This is a genomic window from Gordonia sp. IITR100 (assembly GCF_002009645.1).
Lineage (GTDB): Bacteria > Actinomycetota > Actinomycetes > Mycobacteriales > Mycobacteriaceae > Gordonia > Gordonia hongkongensis.
This window is the reverse complement of sequence record NZ_MVKV01000001.1, coordinates 74,329-98,018: the sequence shown is the minus strand read 5'-3', so window position 1 is coordinate 98,018 and position 23,690 is coordinate 74,329. Positions and strand designations below refer to the sequence as shown.

Genomic DNA, 23,690 nt, shown 5'->3' with positions numbered 1-23,690 from the left:
GAGGTCAGCGGGCTTATACGGGAATCCGCCTGGGCGTGTATCGCTTTGGTGAAAGCGATACGACGGTACCGGCCCTTTGGCAGCATTGACTCCCATGATGACCTCGGCGGCGACACCGAAGGGTGCGCGGCGGCGGTCTCGACTGATCGAGGCTGCCGGCGAGTTGCTGCTCGAAGGAGGCTTCGATGCGGTGCGTCATCGCGCGGTGGCCGAGCGCGCGCAACTACCGCTGGCGTCGACCACCTATTACTTCGGTTCCCTCGACGACCTGATGGCCGAGGCCGCCGCCTATCTGTGCGCGCACGACGAGACCGCAGTCGCCGCCCGCTGCAACGCTCTTCCGCGCCGGCACCGGGGCAGCACGGCGACGGCGGGTGCCCTCGCCGACGTCTTCGTCGGTTCCGACACCACCCTCCAGCAACTGTCCGCGCGGTACGAGATGATCGCGCTCGCGGCCCGGTATCCGCTTCTGCGCGAGGTCGTCGCGAGCCGGGGGCAATCGCTGGCGTTCCACCACTGCGAGGTCTTGGTGAAGTCGCACCGGGTCGCCGATCCGGCGCACATCGCGCAACTGATCGGCATCGAGGACGGAGCGATCGTGGGAGCGTTGTCCCAGACGGCCGTACGACCGGTCGACGCGGTGCGCGACGCCCTGCTCGACGTCGTCGACGTCCTCGCCCCACGGGAGTGACCGGACGGAGTGTCCGGGCCGAACCTCGCGAACTCACCGCGCGGTGGACGCGGCGATGACACGATGGGGCGTCAGGTCACCGACGGGGAAGGGGATCGCGTGTCAGCGAGACGATGGATGGTGGGAGTCGGGGCCGCGCTCGGCGCGGCCGTCATGGCAGCGACGGCGTTCGTCGCCCCGACAGCGCAGGCCGCGCCGGCCGGGCGGGTCGATGCGTCGGTCCCGTTCTCCTCGGCGGTCTACGGCACCGGCTGCACCTATCCGCTGACCGTGGCGGTCAACTCGTCCGGCTGGGTCGAGTTCTTCGAGGTCAAGGCGGGTCTGCCGCCGCGCTTCGTCGGACGCGACCTGCCGCAGGGTGCGCTCGCCTCGACCACCTGGGTGCCGCACCGGACCGGTGACAAGTATCTGTATGCCGTGCAGAACGGGAAGGTGTCGGCGCCGACGTTCGTCCGCGTGCGACAGGGTTACGGGTCCAACGGGGCGTGCATCGCGTTCTGACCGCGTGTGCGCGGCCCTCTCCGGGTTTTGAGGATCGCGACGGCCGCGACCTACACTGACCGGGTGTCGAAGCCCGTCATCGCCAACGTCCTGGCCAGCCGCTATGCCTCCGCCGATCTCGCCGAACTGTGGTCGGCGAGCACCAAGATCGAGCTCGAACGGCGACTGTGGATCGCGGTCCTCAAGGCGCAGCGCGACCTCGGCATCGACGTACCGGCCGACGCCATCGCCGACTACGAGCGCGTCGTCGACCAGGTCGATCTCGCATCCATCGCCGAGCGTGAACGGGTCACCCGCCACGATGTGAAGGCCCGGATCGAGGAGTTCAACGCCCTGGCCGGCCACGAGCAGATCCACAAGGGCATGACCAGCCGCGACCTCACCGAGAACGTCGAGCAGCTGCAGATCCTGCGTTCGCTCGAACACGTCCACGCCCACGGCGTGGCAGTGCTCGCGCGCATCGTCGCACGCGCCGCCGACTACTCGTCGACGGTGATGGCCGGACGCAGTCACAACGTTGCCGCCCAGGCCACCACGCTCGGCAAGCGGTTCGCCTCGGCCGCCGACGAGCTGATGATCGCGCTCACCCGGTTGCGCGAACTCATCGACCGCTACCCGCTGCGCGGGATCAAGGGGCCGATGGGCACCTCGCAGGACATGCTCGACCTGCTCGGCGGCGACGCGGTGAAGCTCGCCGACCTCGAGGGCCGGGTCGCCGATCACCTCGGGTTCGCCCGCTCGTTCACCTCGGTCGGCCAGATCTATCCGCGGTCGCTCGACCACGACGTGGTGTCGGCACTCGTGCAGCTGGCGGCCGCGCCGTCGTCGCTGGCCCACACCATCCGGCTGATGGCGGGCCACGAGCTGGTCACCGAGGGCTTCCAGCCCGGTCAGGTCGGCAGCTCGGCGATGCCGCACAAGATGAACACCCGCAGCTGCGAACGCGTCAACGGGCTCGCGGTCGTACTCCGCGGATACGGCTCGATGGCCGCCGAACTGGCGGGCGCGCAGTGGAACGAGGGCGACGTCTTCTGCTCGGTCGTCCGTCGCGTGGCCCTGCCCGACGCGTTCTTCGCGATCGACGGACTGATGGAGACCTTCCTGACGGTGCTCGACGAGTTCGGCGCCTACCCGGCCGTGATCGCCAACGAACTCGACCGTTATCTGCCGTTCCTCGCGACCACCAAGGTCCTGATGGCCGCGGTGCGCGCCGGCGTCGGGCGGGAGACCGCGCACGAGGCGATCAAGGAGAACGCGGTCGCGGTCGCGCTCGCCATGCGGGAGGAGGGACGCGAACCCGACCTCCTCGACCGGCTCGCCGCCGACGACCGCATCCCGCTCGACCGCGCGCAGCTCGACGCGTTGCTGGCCGACAAGACGGCCTTCGTCGGTGCCGCCGAACAGCAGGTCGCCGACGTCATCGCGGCCGCGGAGAAGATCATCGGGCAGTACCCCGACGCCGCGGGCTACTCGCCGGCGCCGATCCTGTAGCTCTCCGCCATCTCACTTCGGCGCGGTGACGTCGGAGTGCCTGCTACCCCCTGCTCCCTGAGGAGCGCGACCCCGTCTGCTCCCTGAGGTGCGAGCGAAGCGAGCCACGAAGGGCTCCGCAACGTGTCTCACCAGGCCCTTCGTGGCTCGTCGCTATCGCTCCTCACACCTCAGGGAGCAATGGGGTCGTTCTTTCGGATCAGGGAGCAGAAGGTCGGCTCTGTCACTCGGGGGTCGAGACGTCGGAGTGCCCGAGGTTCCAGTCCGGGAGGGCGGTGTCGCGCACGCGACGCTTGAGTTCGGGAGCACCGGGGAAGCCGCCGTCGCGCTTGCGTTCCCAGATCTGGGTGCCGTCGACGTCGATGGCGAACACCCCGCCCGTGCCAGGGACGAGGGTCACCGAGCCGATCTCGGTGCCGAAGGTGTTCAGCAGTTCCGAGGCCATCCACGACGCCCGCAGCAGCCAGTTGCACTGCGTGCAGTAGGTGATGGTGATGTGCGGCTCGCTCATCGGTCCAGGATCGCAGACCCCGGGGCCCACGGCCGGACGGGTGGTCCCTGCCGCCCCGCGGGGTCACCTCACCCTCTAGGGTCGAGTCCATGCGTCCTGAACTGCAGTCCTACCGTCATCTGGCGTCGGGGAAGGTCCGCGAGATCTACGAGATCGACGCCGACACCCTGTTGCTGGTGGCGTCCGACCGGATCTCGGCCTACGACCACATCCTCAGTCCCGCGATCCCCGACAAAGGGCGCATCCTGACGGCGATGAGCTTCTACTGGTTCGACGAACTCGGGGTGCCCAACCACCTGGCCGGCGGCCCCACCGACGAACGGATCCCGGCGTCGGTCGTGGGCCGGTCGATGGTGGTCCGTCGACTGCCGATGGTGCAGGTCGAATGCGTCGCCCGCGGCTACCTGACCGGGTCGGGCCTGCTCGACTACCAGGCGACCGGGTCGGTGTGTGGTGTCGAACTGCCGGCGGGACTGTCGGAGGCGAGCAAGCTCCCCGAACCGATCTTCACGCCGGCCACCAAGGCCGAGCAGGGTGAGCACGACGAGAACATCAGTTTCGAGCGGGTCGTCGAGCAGGAGGGGGAGGAGTTGGCGCAGGCGCTGCGATCGGCCACCCTCGACATCTACGCGCGCGGCGCCGCCGTCGCCGCCGAGCGCGGAATCATCCTCGCCGACACCAAGTTCGAGTTCGGCCGCGGGGCCGACGGCGAACTCGTCCTGGCCGACGAGGTGCTCACCCCCGACTCGTCGCGGTACTGGGAGGCCGCCACCTACGAGGCCGGCAAGGTGCAGCCCAGCTTCGACAAGCAGATCGTGCGGAACTGGCTCACCGGTGCCGAATCCGGGTGGGACCGGGCGTCCGATGAAGCGCCGCCGCCGTTGCCCGACGACGTCGTCGACCGTACGAGGCAGCGCTATATCGATGCCTACGAATGGATCTCGCGAAAGTCCTTCGCGGACTGGCCCGACGCAGAGGTGATCTGATGACCGACGAGAAGACCATCATGAACGCCGCTCCGGTCACCGCGCCGGTGGCCAAAAAGGTGCCCACCGAACGCACCCACCACGGTGACACCTTCGTCGACGACTACGAATGGTTGCGCGACAAGGACGATCCGGAGGTCATCGCCTACCTGGAGGCGCAGAACGCCTTCACCGAATCACACACCGCGCAGCTGGCGGACCTGCGCACGCAGATCTTCGGTGAGATCAAGAGCCGCACCAAGGAAACCGACATGTCGGTGCCCAACCGGCGCGGGCGGCATTGGTACTACGGGCGAACCCATGAGGGCAAGCAGTACTCGACGTCGTGCCGGTGCCCGATCCGGTCCGAGGACGACTGGACCCCGCCAGAGGTGGGCGACGACCCGCTGCCCGGCGAGGAGATCCTGCTCGACGCCAACGTCGAGGCGGAGGGTCACGATTTCTTCAGTCTCGGGGCGCTGACCGTCAGCGACGACGGCAACTGGCTCGCCTACAGCATCGACATCGTCGGGGACGAGCGATACACCCTGCGCGTCAAAGACCTTCGCACCGGGGAACTGCTCCCCGACGAGGTTCGCGACACGTCGGGGGGTGCGGTGTGGTCGGCGGACGCCCGGCACGTCTTCTACTCGACGGTCGACGCCGCCTGGCGCCCGGACACGGTGTGGCGCCACGACATCGGTGCCGGGACTGCCGACGTCAAGGTATTCCACGAGCCCGACGAGCGGTTCTGGGTCGGGATGGGCACCACCCGGAGCGACAAGTACCTCGTCATCGGCGTCGGGTCCAAGATCACCTCGGAGAGCTATCTGCTCGCCGCCGACGATCCGACGGGTGAATTCCGCAGCGTCGCACCGCGGATCGACGGTGTCGAGTACAGCGTCGAGCACGCCGTCATCGGTGGCGAGGACTATCTGGTCATCGTGCACAACGAAGTCCGCGACGGGCAGAAGGCGGAGAACTTCGCGATCGATCTCGCGCCGGTCGCCGACTTGTCGGCCCGTCGTCCGCTGATCGCGCACGATCCGCAACGCCGGATCGAGGACCTGGACGCCTTCGCCGACTACTTGGTCCTGTCCTACCGCCGAGATGCGTTGCCGCGTCTCGCCATCGCCGATCTGCGGCAGATCGACGGCATCCCGGTCGAATCGGATTTCCACGAGGTGACCTTCGACCAGGAGCTCAGCTCCGCGGGCCTCGGCGCCAACCCGGAATGGCGTGCCCCGAGGCTCCGCATCGGATACGGCAGTTTCATCGAACCGGCGGAACTGATCGAGCTCGACGTCGCCTCCGGCGAGCGGACCCTGCTCAAGCGGCAGCCCGTGCTCGGTGGTTACGACCCGGCCGACTACGTGCAGTCGCGGGAGTGGGCCGTCGCCGAGGACGGCACCCGTATCCCGCTGTCGGTGGTGCGGCGCAAGGAAACCGACGCCGCCAAGCCGGCGCCCCTGCTCCTCTACGGCTACGGCTCCTACGAGGCGAGTATCGACCCGTACTTCTCGGTGGCGCGACTGTCGATGCTCGATCGCGGCATGGTCTTCGTCCTCGCCCACATCCGCGGCGGTGGGGAGATGGGGCGCTACTGGTACGAGAACGGCAAGGAACTCAGCAAGCGGAACACCTTCACCGACTTCGTCGCCGCAGGACGGCATCTCGTCGACACCGGGTGGACGACACCGCAGCAGATGGTCGCCGAGGGCGGGTCCGCCGGCGGATTGCTGATGGGTGCGGTCGCGAACCTCGCGCCCGAGTTGTTCAACGGGATCCTGGCGTCGGTGCCGTTCGTCGACGCGCTGAACTCGATCCTCGATCCGTCGTTGCCCCTCACGGTGATCGAGTGGGACGAGTGGGGTGACCCGCTGCACGACCCGAAGGTCTACGAGTACATGAAGACCTACACGCCGTACGAGAACGTCGACGCGAAGCCGTATCCGCCGATCCTCGCCTTGACCTCGCTCAACGACACCCGGGTGCTGTTCACCGAGGCGGCGAAATGGGTTGCGCGACTGCAGGAGAAGACCACCTCGGACAACCCGGTACTGCTGAAGACCGAGATGTCCGCCGGCCACGGCGGCGTCAGCGGACGCTACAAGCAGTGGGAAGAGGTCGCCTTCGAGATCGCGTGGATCCTGCAGCAGTCGGGCGCGCTCGATACTCCCGCTGGTTGAGCTCACCTTCCGCTGGTTGAGCTCACCTTCCGCTGGTTGAGCTCACCCTTCCGCTGGTTGAGCTCACCTTCCGCTGGTCGAGCTCACCTTCCGCTGGTTGAGCTTGTCGAAACCACAAAGCCCCATCGACCCGGGAGTCGGTGGGGCTTTGGTTTGCGATCAGCAGGCGATGATCAGTGCATCATGATCGGACCGCGGTCCATGTCCTCTTCGGTGAGAGGCGACGCGATCTTCTTGCGGGGCAGGAAGAACGCGGGGATCAGGGTGAGGACGATCAGGACCACCGAGATGGTGAACGTACTCGAGAACACGTCCGCGGCCGTCTCGAAGAACGACTCCGGCAACGGGTTCGGCACGCCCGGCGGCAGCGGATCGTCGGAGGTGTTCGCCATGATCGCCAGTCCCGCCTCGGGTCGGCTCGCCAGACTGCTGGCCAGGATCACCGAGATGACGGCCGTACCGATCGACGTGGCCGACTGCTGGATGACGTTCAGCAGCGTCGAACCGTCCGGGACCTGCGGGTTGCTGAGTGTCGCGAGAGCCGCGGACATGATCGGCATCATCGTCATGCCCATGCCGAGACCCTGCACGAACAGCGAACCGCAGATCAGCCAGTACGAGGTCTCGGCGCCGAGGAACATGAACGTACTCAGACCCAGCACGATCAGGACGATGCCGGCGAGCACGAACTTGCCCGGACCCATCTTGTCGGTGAGACGGCCGGCGATCGGCATGGTGAGCATGGCGCCGATGCCCTGCGGGGCCAGCAGCAGACCGGCGGTCAACGTGGACTCGCCGCGCACGCCGATGAAGTACTGCGGGAACAGCAGCGCCGCACCGAAGAACGCGACCATGAACAGCACCATCGTGATGACGGAGATGCTCAGTGTGCGGTTCGCGAAGAGCCGCAGGTCGAGCAGCGGGTTCTTCTTGCGCAGGGCGTGCACGATGAAGGCCACGATCAGCAGTGCACCGATGATGGTCGGCACCAGAACCGATGCCGTGACGAACGTGCGGTGCTCGGCGCTCGAGGAGATACCGAACAGGAACAACGCGAGCCCCGGCGACAGGAGCAACAGACCGACGACGTCGATCGAGGGGCGGCTGGTCTCCGCGTCATCGCGCAGGACGATCCACGAGTAAACCAGCGCGATGATGCCGATCGGGACGTTGATCAGGAAGATCCAGTGCCAGCTCAGCTGCTCGATGAGGACGCCGCCGAGGATCGGGCCCGAGATCGGACCCAGGAGCATCGGGATACCGAGCACGGCCATGACCGAACCGACCCGCTCGGGACCGGCCGCCTTGGTCAGCATCATCATGCCGATCGGCATCAGCATGCCGCCGCCGAGTCCCTGGATCACGCGGAAGGCCACGAGCATGCCGATGTTCGGCGCCAGCGCGCACAACACCGAACCCACGGTGAACAGGACCAGCGAGACGAGGTAGACGCGCTTGGTGCCGAAACGCGATGCCGCCCAACTCGACAACGGGATCACCGCCGCCAGTGCCAGGGTGTAACCGGTCGCGGTCCAGGCGGCGCCCGCGGCGTCGGTGCCGAACTCCTGCTGGAAGGTGTTCTGGGCGACCGCCACCACGGTGACGTCGAGGATCGACATGATCGCGCCGAGCACGACCACGCCGGCGACCAGCAGGACGTGACGGTCCAGCTTGGTGTCGGGTGGGCCGTCGTGCAGATGGCCACCTGTGGATGAGGTCATTCGCGTGTTCCTATCGGTCGGGCGAGAAATGGGCGTGCCGCGGCCATCCGCGGCAGAGAAGTCTGTGGGCTCGTTCGACCCCGTGAGGGTCGGTGGTCAGAGATCAGGGAGCGACGAGGTAGGAGAGGGGAGTCACGAGGCCTGCCGTCCGTCGGTGGGCAGACAGAAATGGTCGACGCCGTCGTCGACGATGGGACGCAGTGCCGCGCAGAGGTTGTCGCGCATGTCGGCGGGCAGGTTGGCGACGAAGTGCCGGATGGTCCCGCGCTTCACGGCCAGATGGGTCTCGAGGTAGCGCCGGCCCGCGTCGGTGAGGGAGATGCGCTTGACCCGACGGTCGGACGGGTCCTCTCGACGGTCGACGAGACCTCCGGTCACCAGCTTGTCCACCGTCCGGCCGGCGGCCGCGAGGGACAGCTGAACGTGATCGGCGATCGCGTTGACCGGCATCGGCCCGGGCTGGCATGCAAGCGTGGAGAGGATCCGGAGCTGCGAGAACGTGACCTCGCTTGCCGCCAGACTCTCCAGCGCCTCGGGCCGGCTCAGATCGATGAGCCGCTCGAGGAAGGCGTTGAGCGCCGACGACGCAGCGTTCACCGACTCGTCGGCGCCGCTGTTCGACCTGCATTCTCCGGACACCGAAAGATGCTAACCCGAATGCAACTATTGCCGAAACGCAATTAACGGTGACCTTGCGCATACCGTGGCGGCACCTGTGACCCGGGTCTCCCGAAGGCGGCGCGGGCGCCGTCTAATCTGACAGCCATGGCCAACATCAAGGACATCCCGGTTACCGCTCTGGACGGCTCCGACGTCTCGCTGAAGGACTTCGGCGGACCGCTGCTCGTGGTGAACGTCGCCAGCAAGTGCGGCCTCACGCCGCAGTATGCCGGCCTGGAGGAACTCGCCAAGACGTACGGAGACAAGGGACTCACCGTCGTCGGAGTGCCCTGCAACCAGTTCATGGGGCAGGAGCCGGGTACCGCCGAGGAGATCGCGACCTTCTGCTCGGCGACCTACGGGGTGACCTTCCCGCTGCTGGAGAAGACCGACGTCAACGGCGAGGCGCGTCACCCGCTCTACGCCGAACTCACCCGGCACGCCGACGCCGACGGGGAGGCCGGCGACATCCAGTGGAACTTCGAGAAGTTCCTCGTCAACGCCGACGGTGAGGTGGTCAACCGCTTCCGTCCGCGCACCGAGCCGACCGATCCGACGGTCGTCGCCGCCATCGAATCCGTGCTCTGAGCCGATTTGGTGCACCCGGTAAGCTGACCGGCGTGAACTGATCGGGAGAACACCGGTCAGGCGACAACCGACCAGCAGACATTGAGGAGCGGTCCATGGCGCGAGTGGTGGTCGACGTGATGCCCAAAGCCGAGATTCTCGACCCGCAGGGGCAGGCCATCGTCGGCGCCCTGGGCCGGCTCGGGTTCAGTGGGATCGGCGACGTCCGTCAGGGCAAGCGCTTCGAGCTCGAGGTCGACGACACGGTCGACGACACGACGCTGGAGCGCATCGCCGAGGAGTTGCTGACCAACACCGTCATCGAGAACTTCAACGTCTCGCGCGTCGCGGAGTAGAGAGCAGCACATGACAGCACGCATCGGGGTCATCACCTTCCCCGGCACCCTCGACGACGTCGACGCCGCCCGCGCGGTCCGGCTGGCCGGCGCCGAACCGGTCGCGCTGTGGCACGGCGACGCCGACCTGAAGGGCGTCGACGCGATCATCGTCCCCGGCGGATTCTCCTACGGCGATTACCTGCGCGCGGGGGCCATTGCCCGCTTCGCTCCGGTGATGGGATCGGTCGTCGAGGCAGCCGGCAAGGGGATGCCGATCTTGGGAATCTGCAACGGTTTCCAGGTGCTCTGTGAGGCCGGGCTGCTGCCGGGTGCCCTGACCCGTAACGAGGGCCTGCACTTCATCTGTCGCGACGAGTGGCTGCGCGTCGAGTCGAACACCACGGCCTGGACGACCCGCTTCGAGCAGGGTGCGGAGATCCTCATCCCGCTCAAGTCCGGCGAAGGACGTTACGTGGCCTCGCAGCGCAAGCTCGAGGAGCTGGAGGGTGAGGGGCTCGTCGTGTTCCGGTTCCCCGAGCGGAACCCGAACGGTTCGTCCCTCGACATCGCCGGTATCTCGAGCCCTAACGGGCGGATCGTCGGCCTGATGCCGCATCCCGAGCACGCCACGGAGCCGCTCACCGGACCCAGCGACGACGGCCTCGGCCTGTTCTACTCGGCGATCGACTCGGTCCTCGCCTCGGCGTGAATGCGCGTTCGTCGATGAGTGCGTCCGCCAGGATTCCGACCAGCGCGACCGCACGCGGCCTCGGCGAGTTTGTCGACGCCTCGCCGTCGCCGTTCCACGTGTGCGCGACGGTGGCCCGCGAACTCGAAAGCGCCGGGTACACGCGGCTGTTCGAGGATCAGCCGTGGGCGGACGCCGGCCTCGACGCCCCGTCGGCGCGGCACTACGTCATCCGCGGCGGCTCGATCATCGCCTGGGAGACCGGGCAGACCGGCACCTTCCGCATCGTCGGCGGACACACCGACAGCCCCAACCTGCGGCTCAAGCAGCATCCCGACCGCTCGTCGGCCGGAGTCGCGATGGTCGCGCTCGAACCCTACGGCGGCGCCTGGCTCAATTCCTGGCTCGACCGCGATCTCGGCCTCTCCGGCCGCCTCGCGTACCGATCGGGGAACTCGGTGGCGCACACGCTGGTTCACGTGACCGAACCGGTGGTGCGGGTACCCCAACTCGCCATCCACCTGTCCGAGGACCGGAAGGGCGTGTCGCTCGATCCGCAGCGGCATGTCAACGCGGTGTGGGGAATCGGCGACGACGTCCCCGACGTCCTCGGCTGGGTGTCGGAGTACGCGGGCATCGACCCGGACGCGCTCCTCGGCTGGGAACTCATGACCCACGACGTCGCGCCGTCGGCGATCATCGGCGCCGACGGAAACCTGCTCAGCGCACCGCGATTGGACAACCAGGGGACCTGCTACACGGGTCTGCGGGCGCTGCTCGACGCCGGCTCGTCGGCGCACACGAAGATGCTGGTGCTGTTCGATCACGAGGAGGTCGGCAGCGGTTCCGAGCGTGGTGCCGCCTCGGACTTCCTGGGGTCGATCTGCGAACGAATCGTGCTCGCGCGCGGCGGATCACGCGCGGACTTCCTCCAGACGATGGCCGCGAGCATCTGCCTGTCCGGCGACATGGCCCACGCGACCCACCCGAACTATCCCGAGCGCCACGAACCCGGGCACCGCATCTCGATCGGCGGCGGACCGGTGCTGAAGGTCAACCAGAACCTGCGCTATGCGTCGGATGCGGTGGGAGAGGCCGTCTTCGCGCTCGCGTGCGACGCCGCGGGCGTCCCCATGCAGCGATATGTCCATCGCGCGGATCTGCCGTGCGGGTCGACGATCGGGCCGATCACGGCATCACGCACCGGGCTCACGACGATCGACGTCGGCGCGCCGCAGCTCGCGATGCACTCCGCGCGTGAGCTCATGGGCGCCGACGACGTGCCGATGTATTCGGCTGCGCTGCAAGCGTTTCTGACGCAGGGCTAGGAACGACGCGCGAGCAGGCACCGCTCCCTGATCCGAAAGAAGCGACCCCCGCTGCTCCCTGAGGTGCGAGGAGCGTTAGCCGCCGGGCCGAGCAAGCGACGAAGGAGCGCGTCGAGGTCGACGAGCCACGAAGGGCTTGGCGACGCATCTCACCAGGACCCTTCGTGACGGCCTCCGCAAGCTCCGGCCTCCTCAGGGAGCAGTAATTGGGCCCCCTCCGAGCACAACGGGGTCTCTCGGAGTCCACGACGGCCGCCAGGCCGCAGATACTGAGGAGCGAGCTTGCGAGCGTCGCCCACTGCTCCCTGAGGAGCGCCCGGAGCTTGCGGAGGGCGCGTCACGAAGGGTCCTGGTGAGGCAGCGGGATCAGTATTCGCGGGCGAAACCGAGGACCTTGTTCACGTACTCCATCGAGTTGTTGTACCGCAGGACGGCGGTCACCAGCGAGGACGAGTCGCGCAGGTCGAGATCGTCGTCGCACAGGTAGTTCGCGGTGGTCAGCGCGGCGTCGAAGATGTTCTGCGGGTCGGACTTGCCGTCACCGTTGCCGTCGGCGGCGTACATCTTCCACGTCGACGGCAGGAACTGCATCGGGCCGACCGCGCGGTCGTAGACCGGGTCGCCGTCGAGTTCGCCGCCGTCGGTGTCACCGATGACCTGGTTGCCGGCGAGGGAGCCGTCGAGGCGCGGACCGAAGATCGCGCTGCGCAGGACGCCGTCGGGGTTCACGTTGCCCTGGTCGGCGTGGTGGGACTCGACCCGGCCGATCCCGGCGATCACCTTCCAGTCGATGCCGCAGCGCGGGTGGGTGCTCGTGACGGACTTCGCGGCCGCCTCATACGCGTCGTAGTTGGTCACCGGGACCGTGCCCGTCGTCACGCTCGCCGGCCGAACCGGCGGCGGCGGCGGAGTGGGTGCCAGCGGGTGGGCCTTCACAGCCGGCGTCACGGACGGTGGCGTGGTCGGGGTCTCGGACGTCACCTGCGGCGCGGACACCGGCGTGGGGGCCAGCGTGTTGCCGGAGAGTTCGGCCCCGGCGGTCGCCGCGCCGGCCAGAACGCCCACCGGCAGCAGGGCGGTGGCCCACAACGGTGTGCGTGACTTCTTCCGTGGCTTGGAGTGCTTACCCAAAACTGATCGACCTCGCGTGTACATCTCGTGGTTCGTGCTTGCGGAACCGAGCCGACCGTACACGCGGTCGTGAGCAAAGCGTTACCTTGTCGTGATCAATTCAGGTCTGGACACCACCACCGATTCGTGTCCTTGCAGGTGAGGCCGAAAGCTCGGCCCGTCATGTGAAACGGCCCACAAAAGGGAGTGAGACCTCGGGTTAACGGGAAGAGCGGGGTCAATTCGGGCGGAGCATCGACAGGGTGCTGCCCTCGCTGACGACGATGTATCCGTCGACGACCCGCACGAGTCCGGGGGAGGACAGGCCGCGCTCCCAGGCCGCGGTGTTCGCCGGGGTGAGCCCGGTCAGCAGGCCCTGGTTGACGACGACCATGGTGGTGCCGCTGGACCCGACGCACCGCGGGTTGGCGAGGATCGGCTGCTGCGGTCCCGGCGGCGGTCCGCTGCCGATGTGCGCGCCGTCGGCGAGCGCGTAGGTCGTCCGCGAACCGTCCAGGCGGCCGAAGTTCACGAGGGACCCGCACGCGATGGCATTGGCCTTGGACAGTTCGCCGTCGCGGATCTGCCACAGCGCCCCCGGACGTGCCGGGTCGCGGACCTCGTACTGCCCCTCGGCGGCGAAGACCAGGTTCGCCGCGTTGAGGACCGGGAGGGTCGACGGCCCGGGCAGCACGCTCAGACCGCCGGCCTCGGCGACCGGATCGGCGTCCACCCGGCCGTTGACGGTGGCGTAGGTGACCACCTTCTCCTCGCCGTGCGTCTGGTGATCGACGGTCACCCCGGTCGGGTAGAGCTTGATGCTGCACTGATCGCAACCGATGCGGTCCTCACCGGTGGCGGGGTTGACCAGGTACTCGCTGGCGTCGGCGGTCCTGATGACCACGGTGTCGCCGGTGACCTCGATACCGACGACCGGCGCCGCGAAGGTCCGAGCCCAGATGCCGTTGCCGGCCGGCGTGTTCAGGGTGACCTGGTGCCCGACCCGGTTGACGCGCAGGAAGTTGTTGCCGAGGCCCTCCACCGATTTGGTGTCCAGGTATTCGGCGGTGCGGGTCGGGATGCCGGCGTCGTCGACGAGGTAGAAGCCGTCCTCGAGTGGGGTGCCGAGCTGTACCGCGCAACCGACCTGGCCGGCCTCGTTGACCGCGCAGTCGCCCTGCCCCGCGTTGATGGGGCTGTCCCACAGCAGGTTTCCCGATCGTCGGTCCACCATCACGAACGAGCGCCCCAGCCCGGAGGGGTAGGTGATGAGCCATCCCTCGTCGGAGGTGTCGGCGATCTCGATGGTGACCTCGCCGGAGTAGTCCGGTAGATCCTCCTGCCCGACTATCGTCCAGGCGGTCCCCGGTTCGCGTTCGTAGCCGCGCAGCTCGCCGTAGGCGTAGTCGCCGTCGTCGGTCTGGGCGGTGCCGCTCGCCAGCACCACGCCGCCGGTCACGACCAGCGCGGCGCACAGGGCGAAGACGACGGTCCCGATGCCGAAGGGCAGACGCGCGGACAGGGCCCGGACGCGGGAGCGAGAGGACATGGGTAAGAGTCAACCATGACGGTGGTGGCCGCTCCGGAGCCGGGAGCCGGACGGCGGAGCAGGAAATTCGCCGGTCCGGTCATGGTTTTCGCGCCCGCAGGGCACTGGACTGTTCCCATGGACCTGTTGCGTGATGTGTTGGTGACCCTGACGGTCGGGACCACCGGCCTCAGTGCCGGTGTGCTGGCGGGATTCGGCTATGCCGTGATCCCCGGCCTGACCCGGGCCGGCGCCGACGTCGCGGTCGCGGCGATGCAGCGGATGAACAGCGCCATCCTCAACCCGCTCTTCGCGGTGATCTTCGGCGGCGGCGTGGTGTTCGGCGCGCTGACCGTCTGGGCCTCGTGGGGTTCCGGGCTCCGATGGTGGGTCCTGACCGCGACGGTCCTGACCGCGCTCGGTGTCGTCATCACGATGGTCGTCAACGTCCCGGCCAATGACCGCCTCGACGCCGCGGGCGTCGTCCGCGGCGACGAGGCGGTGGGGGTCTGGACGCGGTTCACCGCCGTCTGGGTGCCGTGGAACATCGTGCGGTCCGTGCTGACCACCGCGGCGGTGGCGGTGCTCGTCGTCGGGTTGGCCGCGGGGTGACTCAGAACAACTGACCGAGGTAGAACTGAGCGCCCTGGTCGTCGGTGCACCGCGCCGAGATGCCGTAGGGCGCGGTGCTCGGTTCCTCGAGCACCGTGCCGCCCGCGGCCCGGACACGTTCGACCGTGGTCACGACGTCGTCGGTCGTCCACATCGGCACTGCCAGCGAGCTCTCGGCGCCGCCCGCGAGCCCGACCTGCGGTCGCGAGTCGTCGACCTCCCAGCCGTCGTCGATGCGTCCGCCGTGGAACGTCCAGCCGAGGACCGATCCGTAGAACGCGCGGAAGCGGCCGCTGTCGGGCGTCAACACCGTCAGGTAGGTCATGGCCCCGGGGTCGCGCGGGTGGGCCTGCGGGCGTTCGTCGTCGGGGTTCGCGGCGTAGACCGCGAACCGGACGCCCTGATCGTCGACGGCGTCGACGACGCGATGACCGTCGGGGCTTGCGCCGAACTCGCCCCGCCCGCCCGCTGCGACGATGCGCTCGTGCGCGGCCTCGAGGTCGTCGACGGCGTACGCGCAGAAGACCGTCGGTGTGCCGTCGGTCTCGAAGATGCCGAGGCGGTGGCCGACGTTGGTGACGCGCCGGCCCTCGGTGTCGAACTCCCAGCCCAGGACGTCGCCGTAGAAGCGCCGGGCGCGGGCCGCGTCGGGTGTGTTCAGGGACATGTAGCCGATGTCGCCCTGATGGACCATCTCGGTGCCCACGGTCTTCGACGGTCCACTCAGCATCCAGCGGTGGCCGAACGGGTCGACGATCACCGCGGTGCGGGTGCCGTGGGCTTCATACGGCTCTCGGATCACCGCGGCTCCCGCGCGGGCGGCCGTGGCGGCCGCGTCGTCGGTGTCGTCGACGGCGACCATCAGGCTGACCGAGACCTGTCCGGGTGCGGGCGCCCGGAGTCCGAGGTCCGGGAACTCGGCGGCGAGATAAACCGCGCCGCCGCCCAGTTCGAGTTCGGCGTGACCGATCACGCCGTCGGACATCACGATCGGCTCGCCGCGCAGCCGGGCGCCGAGCGTGTCGACGTACCAGTCGATCGCCGCCTGCGGTTCGGCGACGACGAGATACGGGAGGGCGCCGGGACGTTCGACCGTCGGTTCCGGTCGGGCGGGCGCCTCGGTCCGGACGGTCTCGGTTGCGTCGAGTTGTGTTGCGGTGGCCATGACGACTCCTTCGGGTAGGGTCGCCCCGCGCTCGAGGCGGTCCCGCAGCGCGGCGGCGAAATCCAGGTCGGGACGGACCGGATCGTCGAAGCCCGGCGTGCGCGCTGCGTTCAGGACGTGCAGCGGATCTCGTGCTGCGTCGAAGCGCGAGCTGTTCCGGGTGCTCATGCGTGACCTCCTCTCCCGCTGGGCTGGGGTTGTGTTTCGGGGTAGGCGGCGCGGAACGCCCGCTTGGCCCTGGTGAGAAGCGCCTCGGTGGCGCCGACCGTGCGGCCCAAAATCTCCGCGCACTCGCCGACGGGGAGGTCGTCGACGTAGCGCAGCGTCAGCACCGAACGGTGGATCGGCGACAACTGGCCGAGCGTGTGATGGGCGACCATCCGGTCGAGTTCGGTGTCCCACGGGTCGTCCCCGTGGTCGGGCAGGTCGTCGACCGGTTCCGGCGTGCGCTGTGCACGTCGCCAGTGGTCGGCGAGTTTGTGCCGGGCGATCCCGATGAGCCACGGAGTGGTCGGTTCGGTGTCGCGGCGTCGTCGGACGGAGTCCATGGCGGCCAGGAAGGTCTCCGAGGTGACGTCCTCGGCGGTACGACGATCCGTGCAGCGCCGCACGACGAAGCCGTACACCTCCGGCAGTGCCTGGTCGTAGACCGCCAGCAATCCCTCTGGTCCCCGGGCCGAAGAAACCGGTTGGTCGCTGCTCACACCTCTATCGTCGCGGCCGGACCCGATGATCCGACGCCCGTGGCGAAAAAAACTTGCGCCGTTCTCCGGGCGGTCACGGAGCGGTGCGTTCTCCGACGGTGAGCTCGATGATCTCGTCGGCCAGAATCTGTGGCTGGTCGAGTGAGACGAAGGTCCGGGCGTCGGGAACCTCGACGAACGGCGCCCCGCCCGGGAAGACGGCGGCCAGGCGGCGTCCGTGGGCCGGGGTGAAACACCGGTCGTCGCGACCCCACACCATTCGGACCGGGAGGTCGACGCGCGACATCCGCGGGGTGATCTGCGCCAGTTCGGCGGGGCGGATGCCGCGGAGGAACTCGATGAAGTCGTTGCGGATGCGTACGTCGCGCTGCAGCGGTTCGAAGACCGAGCCGGTGAGGTCGGGATCGGGATCGTTCAACAGCAGACCGACGCCCAGCGCGGAATGGCGTAGTGCACGCAGGCGCATCGCCTCGGCCAGCGGTTTCAGCAGAAGTCGGTGCTTCATCAGCGCGAAGTACAACCGGAACGGCTGCGGCGGAAAGAGATCGAAGGCATCGCAGTTGGTGAACACCAGCCGGCTGACGAACGCAGGATCGTCGTCGAGGGCGAACTGGGTGATGGCGCCACCGGAGTCGTTGGCCACGAGGGTCGCGTCCGACAGGTCGAACCGGTCGACGAGCTCACGTAGGAGCTTGCTCATCCCGCGCGGCGAGCGGTCGGCTCCGGGGCCGAGCGGGATGCGGTGCGAGCCCAGCGGCATGAGGGGCACATGGCACCGGAATCCGCGCTCGGCGAGCAACCGTGCCGTCGGTTCCCACAGCCGGTGGTCGACGACGGCGCCGTGGACGAAGACGACCGGCGGATGCGCCGAGTCGTCCGGACCGTAGGTCGCGTACTCGATGACGCCGGACGGAAGTTCGACGGTCGGCAGTGCAGTCGTCATGGCGAGACCCGCTTCTCGTAGACTCGGTAACTTACGAACACTCAGTACGAAAGTTACGTGCAACCTGTATGAAAGTCAACCGTCGTACCCAGGCCGAGCGGACCGCGGCGACCCGCGCGTCATTGATCGACGCCGGCCGGAAGCTGTTCGGCGAACGCGGCTTCGCCGACGTCGGCACCCAGGAGATCGTCGCCGAGGCCGGCGTGACACGCGGTGCGCTCTACCACCAGTTCGACGACAAGAAAGGGCTGTTCGTCGCCGTCTACGACGACGTGGAACAGTCGATCGTCGCGCAGATCGCGGCGGCCGTGGGGGAGCGCGCCGCCGAGGACCCGCTCGCCGCGCTGAAGGCGGGTATGCGTCTGTTCCTGCGGTTGTGCACCGAACCGGAGGTGCATCGGATCACGCTCGTCGAGGCACCGTCAGTGCTCGGATGGAGTGAATGGCGTGCTCGCGGAGAAGAATTCGGATTCGCACTCGTCGAAGGCCTGATCGCGGCCGCGATCGCCACGGGCCAGGCGGTCGAGCAGCCCACCCGCCCGCTGGCCCACGTCGCGATCGGCGCGCTCGACGAGGCGGCGCTCTACGTCGCCGCCGCCGACGATCGCGAGGCCGCCACCGAACAGGTAGCTGCGGTCCTGGAACGGATCGTCGACTCGTTCGCGACCTAGTCGCTCCTGGCGGTCAGTTGCTGTCGGCGCGCACCAGCTCGGCGCAGCGTTCGCCGACGAGCATCACGGTGAGGTTCGGGTTCACCGTCGTGTGTTCCGGGAACACCGACGCGTCGGCCACCCGAAGTCCTGCAACACCTTTCACGCGGAGTTCGGGATCGAGCGGCGACAGCTCGTCGTCGGGCGCACCCATCCGCACGGTGCCGACCGGGTGGTAGACGGTGTTGTGGGTGCGGGTGATGTAGTCGGCCAGTTCGGCATCGCTCGTGGTGGCGGGGCCCGGATAGAGTTCGCGCGCAACCCACGTCGCCAGAGGCTCCGCGGCGGCAATCTGCCGCGCCTTGCGCAGGCCCGCGATCATGATCCGCATGTCGTAGCCCTCGAGATCGGTGAAGTACCGCGGGTCCACGCGGGGCTTGTCGCGGAAGTCACGGGAGCGCAACCGCACCGTGCCCCGTGACCGCGCGTGCGTCACGTTCGGTGTCAGGCAGAAGGTGTTGTCACTGGTCGGATAGCCCTGACGAAGGGTGTGCATGTCGAACGGCACGCTGCCGTAGTGCATCATCAGGTCCGGCCGGGTCAGACCCGCATCGACGGTGGTGAAGATGCCCGCCTCCCACCACTGGGTCGACTCGCGGACCATCGGCTTCGCGGTCTCGAACCCGATCACCCCTTCGGGGTGGTCCTGCAGGTGTTCACCGACCCCCGGCGCGTCGACGAGGGCCTCGATCTCGTGCTCGCGCAGATCGTCGGCCGGCCCGATTCCCGAGAGCATCAGCAACTTCGGGGAGTCGATCGCCCCCGCCGACACGATCACCTCGCCCCGGGCCTCGATCCGTGTCGTGCGACCGAACGCGTTGTCGGTGATGTCGACGCCCACGGCGCGTAGCTCGCCGTCGACCCGCTCGATCACCACCCGTTTTGCCCACGACCCGGTGCGGATGGTGAGGTTCGGCCGGTCGAGGTGCGGGTGCAGATAACTGACCGACGACGAGGCGCGCACACCGTCGGGTCGTCGGTTGATCTGGAAGAAGTTGGCCCCGTTGACAACCGTGCTGCCGCTGTTGAACTCGACGCGGGGGATGCCGATCGACTCGCAGGCGTCGAGCAGGGCGACCCCGCACGGGTCGTTCGGCGGCACCGTCATGAGGTGGACCGGGCCGCTGCGACCGTGGTGCGCGCCCGGCGCGTCGTTGGTCTCGATCTGCGGGTAGAGGCGGTGCAACTCCGCCGAACCCCATCCGGCGCACCCGAAGTCGCGTTCCCAGGAGTCGAGGTCCTCGCGCGGCGCCCAGAAGGCGATGCAGCTGTTGTGCGAACTGCACCCGCCGAGGACCTTCGCCCGGGCGTGGCGCATGAAGTCGTTGCCGTTCTCCTGCGGTTCGATGGGATAGTCCCAGTCGTAACCGGATTCGAGGAGTTCCATCCACCGGTCGAGCCGCAGGATCGCGTCGTCGCCGACATCGGACGGACCCGCCTCCAGCAGGCACACCGAGACCGAGGGGTCCTCGGACAGCCGCGACGCCACCACGGCACCCCCGGAGCCGCCGCCGACGACCACGTAGTCGTAGGTCTCGCTCATCGTCGCTCCTCGCCGTCTCCGGACCGGTCCGCGAACCAGCCGGTCACGCCCGGTCGGAGATTCTCGTAGACATGTTTGGCCTCGCGGTACTCCGCCAGACCGGAGGGTCCGAGCTCCCGCCCGAATCCCGACTGGCCGTAACCGCCCCACTCGGCTTCCGGCAGGTACGGCCCGAAGTCGTTGACCCACACCGTTCCGGCCCGGATTCGTCCGGCGATGCGGCGGGCGCGTGCCGCGTCGGCCGACCAGACGGCCCCCGCGAGACCGTAGACGGTGTCGTTGGCCAGGGTCACGGCCTCGTCCTCGGTGGCGAAGGTCTCCACGGTGACGGTCGGTCCGAACGCCTCGTCGTGCACGCAGGCCATCGAACGGTCGGCGCGATCGATCACGGTGGGCAGATAGAACCATCCGTCGTCCAGGCGCCCCGAACCCGCATCGCCCGTGGCGAACGCGCCACCGGTGCGAATGATCGCGCCATCCGCACGAGCCTGTTCGACGTAGGCGTGCACCTTGTCGCGGTGTGCCGCAGAGATGAGCGGTCCGGTCTCGGTGCCCTCGGAGTAGGGCAGGCCCAGCCGGATCTGCTCCGCGCGGCGGACCAGCTCATCGACGAAGCGATCGTGTGCGGACTCCTCGATGATGAGCCGCGCTCCGGCCGAACAGACCTGCCCCGAATGCAGGAACGCCGCGTTGAGTGCGTTGTCGACTGCTGCTGCGAGGAGGTCGTCGGTGGCGCAGGCGTCGGCGAAGACCACGTTCGGGTTCTTGCCCCCGAGTTCGAGCGCGACCTTCTTCACCGTCGCCGCCGCCTCGCGGGCGATGACCCGGCCGGTCACGAGCCCACCGGTGAACGAGACCAGGTCGACGTCAGGATGAGACGACAGCGGAGCGCCGGCCTCGGCGCCCGCGCCCAGGACGAGGTTGCCCACGCCTGCCGGGAGACCGACCTGCTCGAGGACCTGCATGAGCAGGATCGACGTGTGCGGGGTGAGTTCGGCGGGCTTGAGCACGAAGGTGTTGCCCGCCGCCAGTGCCGGCGCGACCTTCCACGCCGCCTGCAGCAGCGGGTAGTTCCACGGTGTGATCAATCCGCAGACGCCGACCGGTTCGTACACGATGCGCGAATCGGCGTCGGGTGACCCGGTGTCGACCACACGCCCGGCGTCGGCCGCCGCGAGCTTGCCGAAGTACCGGAAGCAGTTCGCGATGTCGGTCATGTCGATGTCCGACTCGTAGGGCCGCTTGCCGGTGTCGAGGGTCTCGGCGCGGACGAACTCGTCTCGGCGCTCGTCGATCTGGGCGGCGACGCGGAGAAGGAGGTCCCCACGGTCGGCGGCGGGTGTGGCGCTCCACTCGCCGGCGTCGAACGCGCGGCGGGCCGCCGCGATGGCCTGCTCGGTGTCGGCCGCACCGCCCTCGGCCACCACACCGACGAGCGAGTTGTCTGCGGGACAGCGGATCTCACGGGTCCCGCCGGAGGCTGCGGCCCGCCAGCGGCCGTCGATGTAGAGGGTCTCGCTCATCAGGCCGGTGCTCCTTCAGAACTGCTGTCGGGGATGTCCGTGTCGTTGTCGGGCACGGTACCGTCGTCGGCGTCCGGATCGGGTTCGGGGTCGTGGTGATCGCCCTCGGAGTCCCGCAGATGTAGGTAGCCGAGATGGCGCTCGTACTGGTCGAGGATGTCGCCGATGATCTGGTCGCGGGTGTACCCGGCGAGCGAATAGCCCTGCGAGCCCTCGGTGAGGTACACCTCGCACCGGAAGTAACGATCATCGGAACGCTGCGTCCGGACCGCGTACGTCGGTGTCGGTGCCGAGACCGGCCACACGCAGTACTCGAAACGGGGAACTTCGGCGAGTTCGACGATCAGGCGCGGTGACGGCAGCCCTTCGTTCTCGGCCGACTCGTCGACCGTCGCGGTGATCCCCTCCCGGCCGAATTGTTCGGCGACCTCGGTCATGGCCGGTACGACGTTGGCTTCGATGAACTTCCGGGTCCCAACCCGGCCGGGGAAGCGCAGGGTGCCGATGAGTCGCTGTCGCCAGCTGCCGTGTTCCGTCGGGCCGCGCCCGACGGCGATCACCTTGGGCAGCGTCGTCCGGAAGCTGTCGAGTTTCACCGACTCGTTGCGGACGGCACGGAGCAGTGAGATGCCGATGAGCCCGAGGACGAAGGAGAACGGCAGGCCCATGATCACCGTCGCGGCCTGCAGGGTCAGGATCGACCCGTCGCCGCCGCCGGCGAACAGCATCGACAGGGTCAGCAGACCGATCGCCACCGACCAGAAGATACGAAGCGACCGTGTGCAATCGGCCATCGGGTCGTCGAGGCGGCTGGTGAAATTGCCCATCACGAGCGAGCCGGAGTCGGCGCTGGTCACGTAGAAGAGCAGGCCGGTAATCGTGGCGATCCCGATGAGCAGCGTCGAACCGGGGTATTGCTCGAGCAGCGAATAGAACCCGGCCTCGGGTGTGGACGCGGTCGTCTCGGCGAAGTCCGCATCGCCGCGGGCCACCTGCAGGGCGCTGTTTCCGAAGATCGAGATCCACACCAGGATGAAGCTGAACGGGACCACCAGAACGCCGAAGATGAACTGTCGCAACGTGCGTCCGCGCGAGATGCGCGCGAGGAAGAGCCCCACGAACGGCGCCCAGGCCACCCACCAGGCCCAGAAGAACAGGGTCCAGCCATCGACGAAGGCGCGGGCGTCGTTGCCGGGCGGCGGGTTCACCTGGTCCCACGCGAAGGTGTCGAGCGTCCGGTCGGCGAAGGTGGAGACGTAATCGCCCGCGTTCTGGACGAGGCCGTTGAGCAGGAAGTCGGCGTCCTTGGCGACCGTGATGTAGACGAGCATGCAGATCGCCAGGATCACGTTGATCTCGGAGAGGCGTCGGATGCCCTTGTCCACACCCGACGTCGCGGACGCGGTCGCGATCACCACCGCCAGGACGATGAGACCGATCTGGGCCGCCTTGCCCTGCTCGATCCCGAAGATCTCGTTCAGCCCGAAGTTGAGCTGGACGACCCCGATCCCCAGTGAGGTGGCGATGCCGAAGATGGTGCCGAGGACGGCCGCGACGTCGATCGCGTCGCCCCAGCGGCCTTCGACACGTTTGCCGAAGATCGGGTAGAGCGCTGCCCGGATCGTCAGCGGCAGATTGTGCCGGAAGGCGAAATACGCGAGCGCGCCGCCCATGAGCGCGTACATCGCCCACCCGGTGACCCCGTAGTGGAAGACCGTCCACGTGACCGCCTCGCGCGCAGCCTCGTTGGTCTCCGCGGGCCCGGTCGGCGGGTTGAGGAAATGGGTCACCGGTTCGGCGACCGAGAAGAACATCAGATCTATGCCGATCCCCGCGGCGAACAGCATCGCCGTCCAGGTGAACAGGCTGTACTCGGGGCGCGATTCCTCCGGTCCGAGCCGGTAGCGCCCGTACTTGCTGAGGCCCAGGAAGACCACGAGGCCGACGATGGCGGTCGCGAGGATGAAGTACCACCAGCCGAACCACCGGGTGATGAAGTCGCGGACGTCGTTGATCGTCGACTCGGCCGCCGCCGGGGCCGCCAGCGCCCAGGCGGCGAAGGCGACCACGATGACGGCCGAGGCTATGAAGACGGTCAGATTGACCCGGCGCGTGGGCAATCGCCGCTCGCCGGTCTTGGTCTCGGCATGGACCGACGTGGACGGTCGAGCGGCGTCATCACTCATGGACCACGACGCTAGT

The 23,690-nt window shown here is 68.2% G+C and carries 22 protein-coding genes; 11 read left to right on the top strand and 11 right to left on the bottom strand.

The window, feature by feature from the left end:
- Positions 1–97: 97 nt before the first annotated feature.
- From B1818_RS00455 to purB, 3 genes are all read left to right on the top strand, one after another.
- On the top strand, positions 98–691 hold the full coding sequence (locus B1818_RS00455; protein WP_175404307.1) for a TetR/AcrR family transcriptional regulator: 594 nt from the start codon (positions 98–100) through the stop codon (positions 689–691).
- Between the two features lie 99 nt (positions 692–790).
- On the top strand, positions 791–1,192 hold the full coding sequence (locus tag B1818_RS00450; RefSeq protein ID WP_058251411.1) for a hypothetical protein: 402 nt from the start codon (positions 791–793) through the stop codon (positions 1,190–1,192).
- Positions 1,193–1,255: 63 nt separating this feature from the next.
- Entirely contained in the window at positions 1,256–2,683 is a 1,428-nt protein-coding gene (gene purB, locus B1818_RS00445; protein WP_058251227.1) for an adenylosuccinate lyase, read from the top strand.
- Positions 2,684–2,906: 223 nt separating this feature from the next.
- Here purB and B1818_RS00440 read toward each other — a convergent pair whose 3' ends face one another.
- Positions 2,907–3,194, bottom strand: a complete 288-nt coding sequence (locus B1818_RS00440) for a SelT/SelW/SelH family protein (protein WP_065629099.1) — start codon at positions 3,192–3,194, stop codon at positions 2,907–2,909.
- 89 nt (positions 3,195–3,283) lie between these two features.
- Between B1818_RS00440 and B1818_RS00435 the strand changes: the two genes are divergently transcribed.
- Both B1818_RS00435 and B1818_RS00430 read left to right on the top strand, forming a co-directional pair.
- Positions 3,284–4,180: a phosphoribosylaminoimidazolesuccinocarboxamide synthase gene (locus tag B1818_RS00435; RefSeq protein WP_078111676.1), complete on the top strand. Its 897-nt coding sequence runs from the start codon at positions 3,284–3,286 to the stop codon at positions 4,178–4,180.
- A complete protein-coding gene (locus B1818_RS00430) occupies positions 4,180–6,348 on the top strand; it encodes a S9 family peptidase (protein WP_078111675.1) in 2,169 nt (722 codons plus the stop codon). Before B1818_RS00435 ends, B1818_RS00430 begins: the two co-directional genes overlap by 1 nt.
- A 173-nt stretch (positions 6,349–6,521) precedes the next feature.
- On the opposite strand, the gene B1818_RS00425 is transcribed toward B1818_RS00430, so the two are convergent.
- Together B1818_RS00425 and B1818_RS00420 are read right to left on the bottom strand one after the other, a co-directional pair.
- Complete coding sequence (locus B1818_RS00425) at positions 6,522–8,069, bottom strand: DHA2 family efflux MFS transporter permease subunit (RefSeq protein ID WP_058251223.1); 1,548 nt, start codon at positions 8,067–8,069, stop codon at positions 6,522–6,524.
- A gap of 132 nt (positions 8,070–8,201) precedes the next feature.
- Positions 8,202–8,708 carry a MarR family winged helix-turn-helix transcriptional regulator gene (locus tag B1818_RS00420; protein WP_058251222.1) on the bottom strand — a complete coding sequence of 169 codons (507 nt, stop codon included), beginning with the start codon at positions 8,706–8,708 and terminating at the stop codon, positions 8,202–8,204.
- A 126-nt stretch (positions 8,709–8,834) separates the two neighbouring features.
- Between B1818_RS00420 and B1818_RS00415 the strand changes: the two genes are divergently transcribed.
- The 4 genes from B1818_RS00415 (at position 8,835) to B1818_RS00400 (ending at position 11,650) form a co-directional block, all read left to right on the top strand.
- A complete protein-coding gene (locus B1818_RS00415) occupies positions 8,835–9,317 on the top strand; it encodes a glutathione peroxidase (RefSeq protein ID WP_058251221.1) in 483 nt (160 codons plus the stop codon).
- 95 nt (positions 9,318–9,412) lie between these two features.
- A complete protein-coding gene (purS, locus tag B1818_RS00410) occupies positions 9,413–9,652 on the top strand; it encodes a phosphoribosylformylglycinamidine synthase subunit PurS (protein ID WP_010844201.1) in 240 nt (79 codons plus the stop codon).
- Between the two features lie 10 nt (positions 9,653–9,662).
- Entirely contained in the window at positions 9,663–10,343 is a 681-nt protein-coding gene (gene purQ, locus B1818_RS00405) for a phosphoribosylformylglycinamidine synthase subunit PurQ (protein WP_058251220.1), read from the top strand.
- A gap of 14 nt (positions 10,344–10,357) precedes the next feature.
- Entirely contained in the window at positions 10,358–11,650 is a 1,293-nt protein-coding gene (locus B1818_RS00400) for a M18 family aminopeptidase (protein ID WP_078111960.1), read from the top strand.
- A 366-nt stretch (positions 11,651–12,016) separates the two neighbouring features.
- Here B1818_RS00400 and B1818_RS00395 read toward each other — a convergent pair whose 3' ends face one another.
- Positions 12,017–12,781: a lytic transglycosylase domain-containing protein gene (locus B1818_RS00395; protein WP_078111674.1), complete on the bottom strand. Its 765-nt coding sequence runs from the start codon at positions 12,779–12,781 to the stop codon at positions 12,017–12,019.
- Between the two features lie 217 nt (positions 12,782–12,998).
- Positions 12,999–14,309, bottom strand: coding sequence for a PQQ-binding-like beta-propeller repeat protein (locus tag B1818_RS00390; protein ID WP_078111673.1), 1,311 nt, complete (start codon positions 14,307–14,309; stop codon positions 12,999–13,001).
- A 117-nt stretch (positions 14,310–14,426) separates the two neighbouring features.
- Between B1818_RS00390 and B1818_RS00385 the strand changes: the two genes are divergently transcribed.
- The gene (locus B1818_RS00385) at positions 14,427–14,900 is read left to right on the top strand and encodes a DUF1772 domain-containing protein (RefSeq protein ID WP_078111672.1); all 474 of its coding nucleotides are present in this window, start codon (positions 14,427–14,429) and stop codon (positions 14,898–14,900) included.
- Position 14,901: 1 nt separating this feature from the next.
- On the opposite strand, the gene B1818_RS00380 is transcribed toward B1818_RS00385, so the two are convergent.
- From B1818_RS00380 to B1818_RS00370, 3 genes are all read right to left on the bottom strand, one after another.
- Positions 14,902–16,233 carry a VOC family protein gene (locus B1818_RS00380; RefSeq protein WP_078111671.1) on the bottom strand — a complete coding sequence of 444 codons (1,332 nt, stop codon included), beginning with the start codon at positions 16,231–16,233 and terminating at the stop codon, positions 14,902–14,904.
- Complete coding sequence (locus B1818_RS00375; protein WP_175404299.1) at positions 16,230–16,769, bottom strand: RNA polymerase sigma factor; 540 nt, start codon at positions 16,767–16,769, stop codon at positions 16,230–16,232. Before B1818_RS00375 ends, B1818_RS00380 begins: the two co-directional genes overlap by 4 nt.
- Positions 16,770–16,842: 73 nt before the next feature.
- Positions 16,843–17,712 (bottom strand): alpha/beta fold hydrolase, encoded by an 870-nt coding sequence (locus B1818_RS00370; RefSeq protein WP_078111670.1) that lies wholly within the window; start codon positions 17,710–17,712, stop codon positions 16,843–16,845.
- 68 nt (positions 17,713–17,780) lie between these two features.
- On the opposite strand from B1818_RS00370, the gene B1818_RS00365 reads away from it, so the two are divergent.
- A complete protein-coding gene (locus tag B1818_RS00365) occupies positions 17,781–18,383 on the top strand; it encodes a TetR/AcrR family transcriptional regulator (RefSeq protein ID WP_058251213.1) in 603 nt (200 codons plus the stop codon).
- A 13-nt stretch (positions 18,384–18,396) separates the two neighbouring features.
- Here the strand turns inward: B1818_RS00365 and B1818_RS00360 are convergent, their stop codons facing one another.
- Genes B1818_RS00360 through betT form a run of 3 tightly spaced genes read right to left on the bottom strand, consistent with a single transcriptional unit; the run spans position 18,397 to position 23,674 of the window.
- On the bottom strand, positions 18,397–19,965 hold the full coding sequence (locus tag B1818_RS00360) for a GMC family oxidoreductase (protein ID WP_078111669.1): 1,569 nt from the start codon (positions 19,963–19,965) through the stop codon (positions 18,397–18,399).
- Positions 19,962–21,488, bottom strand: a complete 1,527-nt coding sequence (locus tag B1818_RS00355; protein WP_078111668.1) for an aldehyde dehydrogenase family protein — start codon at positions 21,486–21,488, stop codon at positions 19,962–19,964. The genes B1818_RS00360 and B1818_RS00355 overlap by 4 nt, the downstream gene beginning before the upstream one ends.
- On the bottom strand, positions 21,488–23,674 hold the full coding sequence (gene betT, locus B1818_RS00350) for a choline BCCT transporter BetT (RefSeq protein WP_078111667.1): 2,187 nt from the start codon (positions 23,672–23,674) through the stop codon (positions 21,488–21,490). The genes B1818_RS00355 and betT overlap by 1 nt, the downstream gene beginning before the upstream one ends.
- Positions 23,675–23,690 lie beyond the last annotated feature (16 nt).

Excerpts from the sequence above, each read along its gene's own strand:
- B1818_RS00355 (WP_078111668.1), bottom strand. The coding sequence starts at position 21,488 with ATGAGCGAGACCCTCTACATCGACGGCCGCTGGCGGGCCGCAGCCTCC.
- B1818_RS00390 (WP_078111673.1), bottom strand. The coding sequence starts at position 14,309 with ATGTCCTCTCGCTCCCGCGTCCGGGCCCTGTCCGCGCGTCTGCCCTTC.
- B1818_RS00400 (WP_078111960.1), top strand. The coding sequence starts at position 10,358 with ATGAGTGCGTCCGCCAGGATTCCGACCAGCGCGACCGCACGCGGCCTC.
- B1818_RS00425 (WP_058251223.1), bottom strand. The coding sequence starts at position 8,069 with ATGACCTCATCCACAGGTGGCCATCTGCACGACGGCCCACCCGACACC.
- B1818_RS00385 (WP_078111672.1), top strand. The coding sequence starts at position 14,427 with ATGGACCTGTTGCGTGATGTGTTGGTGACCCTGACGGTCGGGACCACC.
- B1818_RS00430 (WP_078111675.1), top strand. The coding sequence starts at position 4,180 with ATGACCGACGAGAAGACCATCATGAACGCCGCTCCGGTCACCGCGCCG.
- B1818_RS00360 (WP_078111669.1), bottom strand. The coding sequence starts at position 19,965 with ATGAGCGAGACCTACGACTACGTGGTCGTCGGCGGCGGCTCCGGGGGT.
- B1818_RS00365 (WP_058251213.1), top strand. The coding sequence starts at position 17,781 with ATGAAAGTCAACCGTCGTACCCAGGCCGAGCGGACCGCGGCGACCCGC.
- B1818_RS00435 (WP_078111676.1), top strand. The coding sequence starts at position 3,284 with ATGCGTCCTGAACTGCAGTCCTACCGTCATCTGGCGTCGGGGAAGGTC.
- purQ (WP_058251220.1), top strand. The coding sequence starts at position 9,663 with ATGACAGCACGCATCGGGGTCATCACCTTCCCCGGCACCCTCGACGAC.
- B1818_RS00440 (WP_065629099.1), bottom strand. The coding sequence starts at position 3,194 with ATGAGCGAGCCGCACATCACCATCACCTACTGCACGCAGTGCAACTGG.
- B1818_RS00455 (WP_175404307.1), top strand. The coding sequence starts at position 98 with ATGACCTCGGCGGCGACACCGAAGGGTGCGCGGCGGCGGTCTCGACTG.
- B1818_RS00380 (WP_078111671.1), bottom strand. The coding sequence starts at position 16,233 with ATGAGCACCCGGAACAGCTCGCGCTTCGACGCAGCACGAGATCCGCTG.
- betT (WP_078111667.1), bottom strand. The coding sequence starts at position 23,674 with ATGAGTGATGACGCCGCTCGACCGTCCACGTCGGTCCATGCCGAGACC.
- purS (WP_010844201.1), top strand. The coding sequence starts at position 9,413 with ATGGCGCGAGTGGTGGTCGACGTGATGCCCAAAGCCGAGATTCTCGAC.
- B1818_RS00370 (WP_078111670.1), bottom strand. The coding sequence starts at position 17,712 with ATGACGACTGCACTGCCGACCGTCGAACTTCCGTCCGGCGTCATCGAG.
- B1818_RS00415 (WP_058251221.1), top strand. The coding sequence starts at position 8,835 with ATGGCCAACATCAAGGACATCCCGGTTACCGCTCTGGACGGCTCCGAC.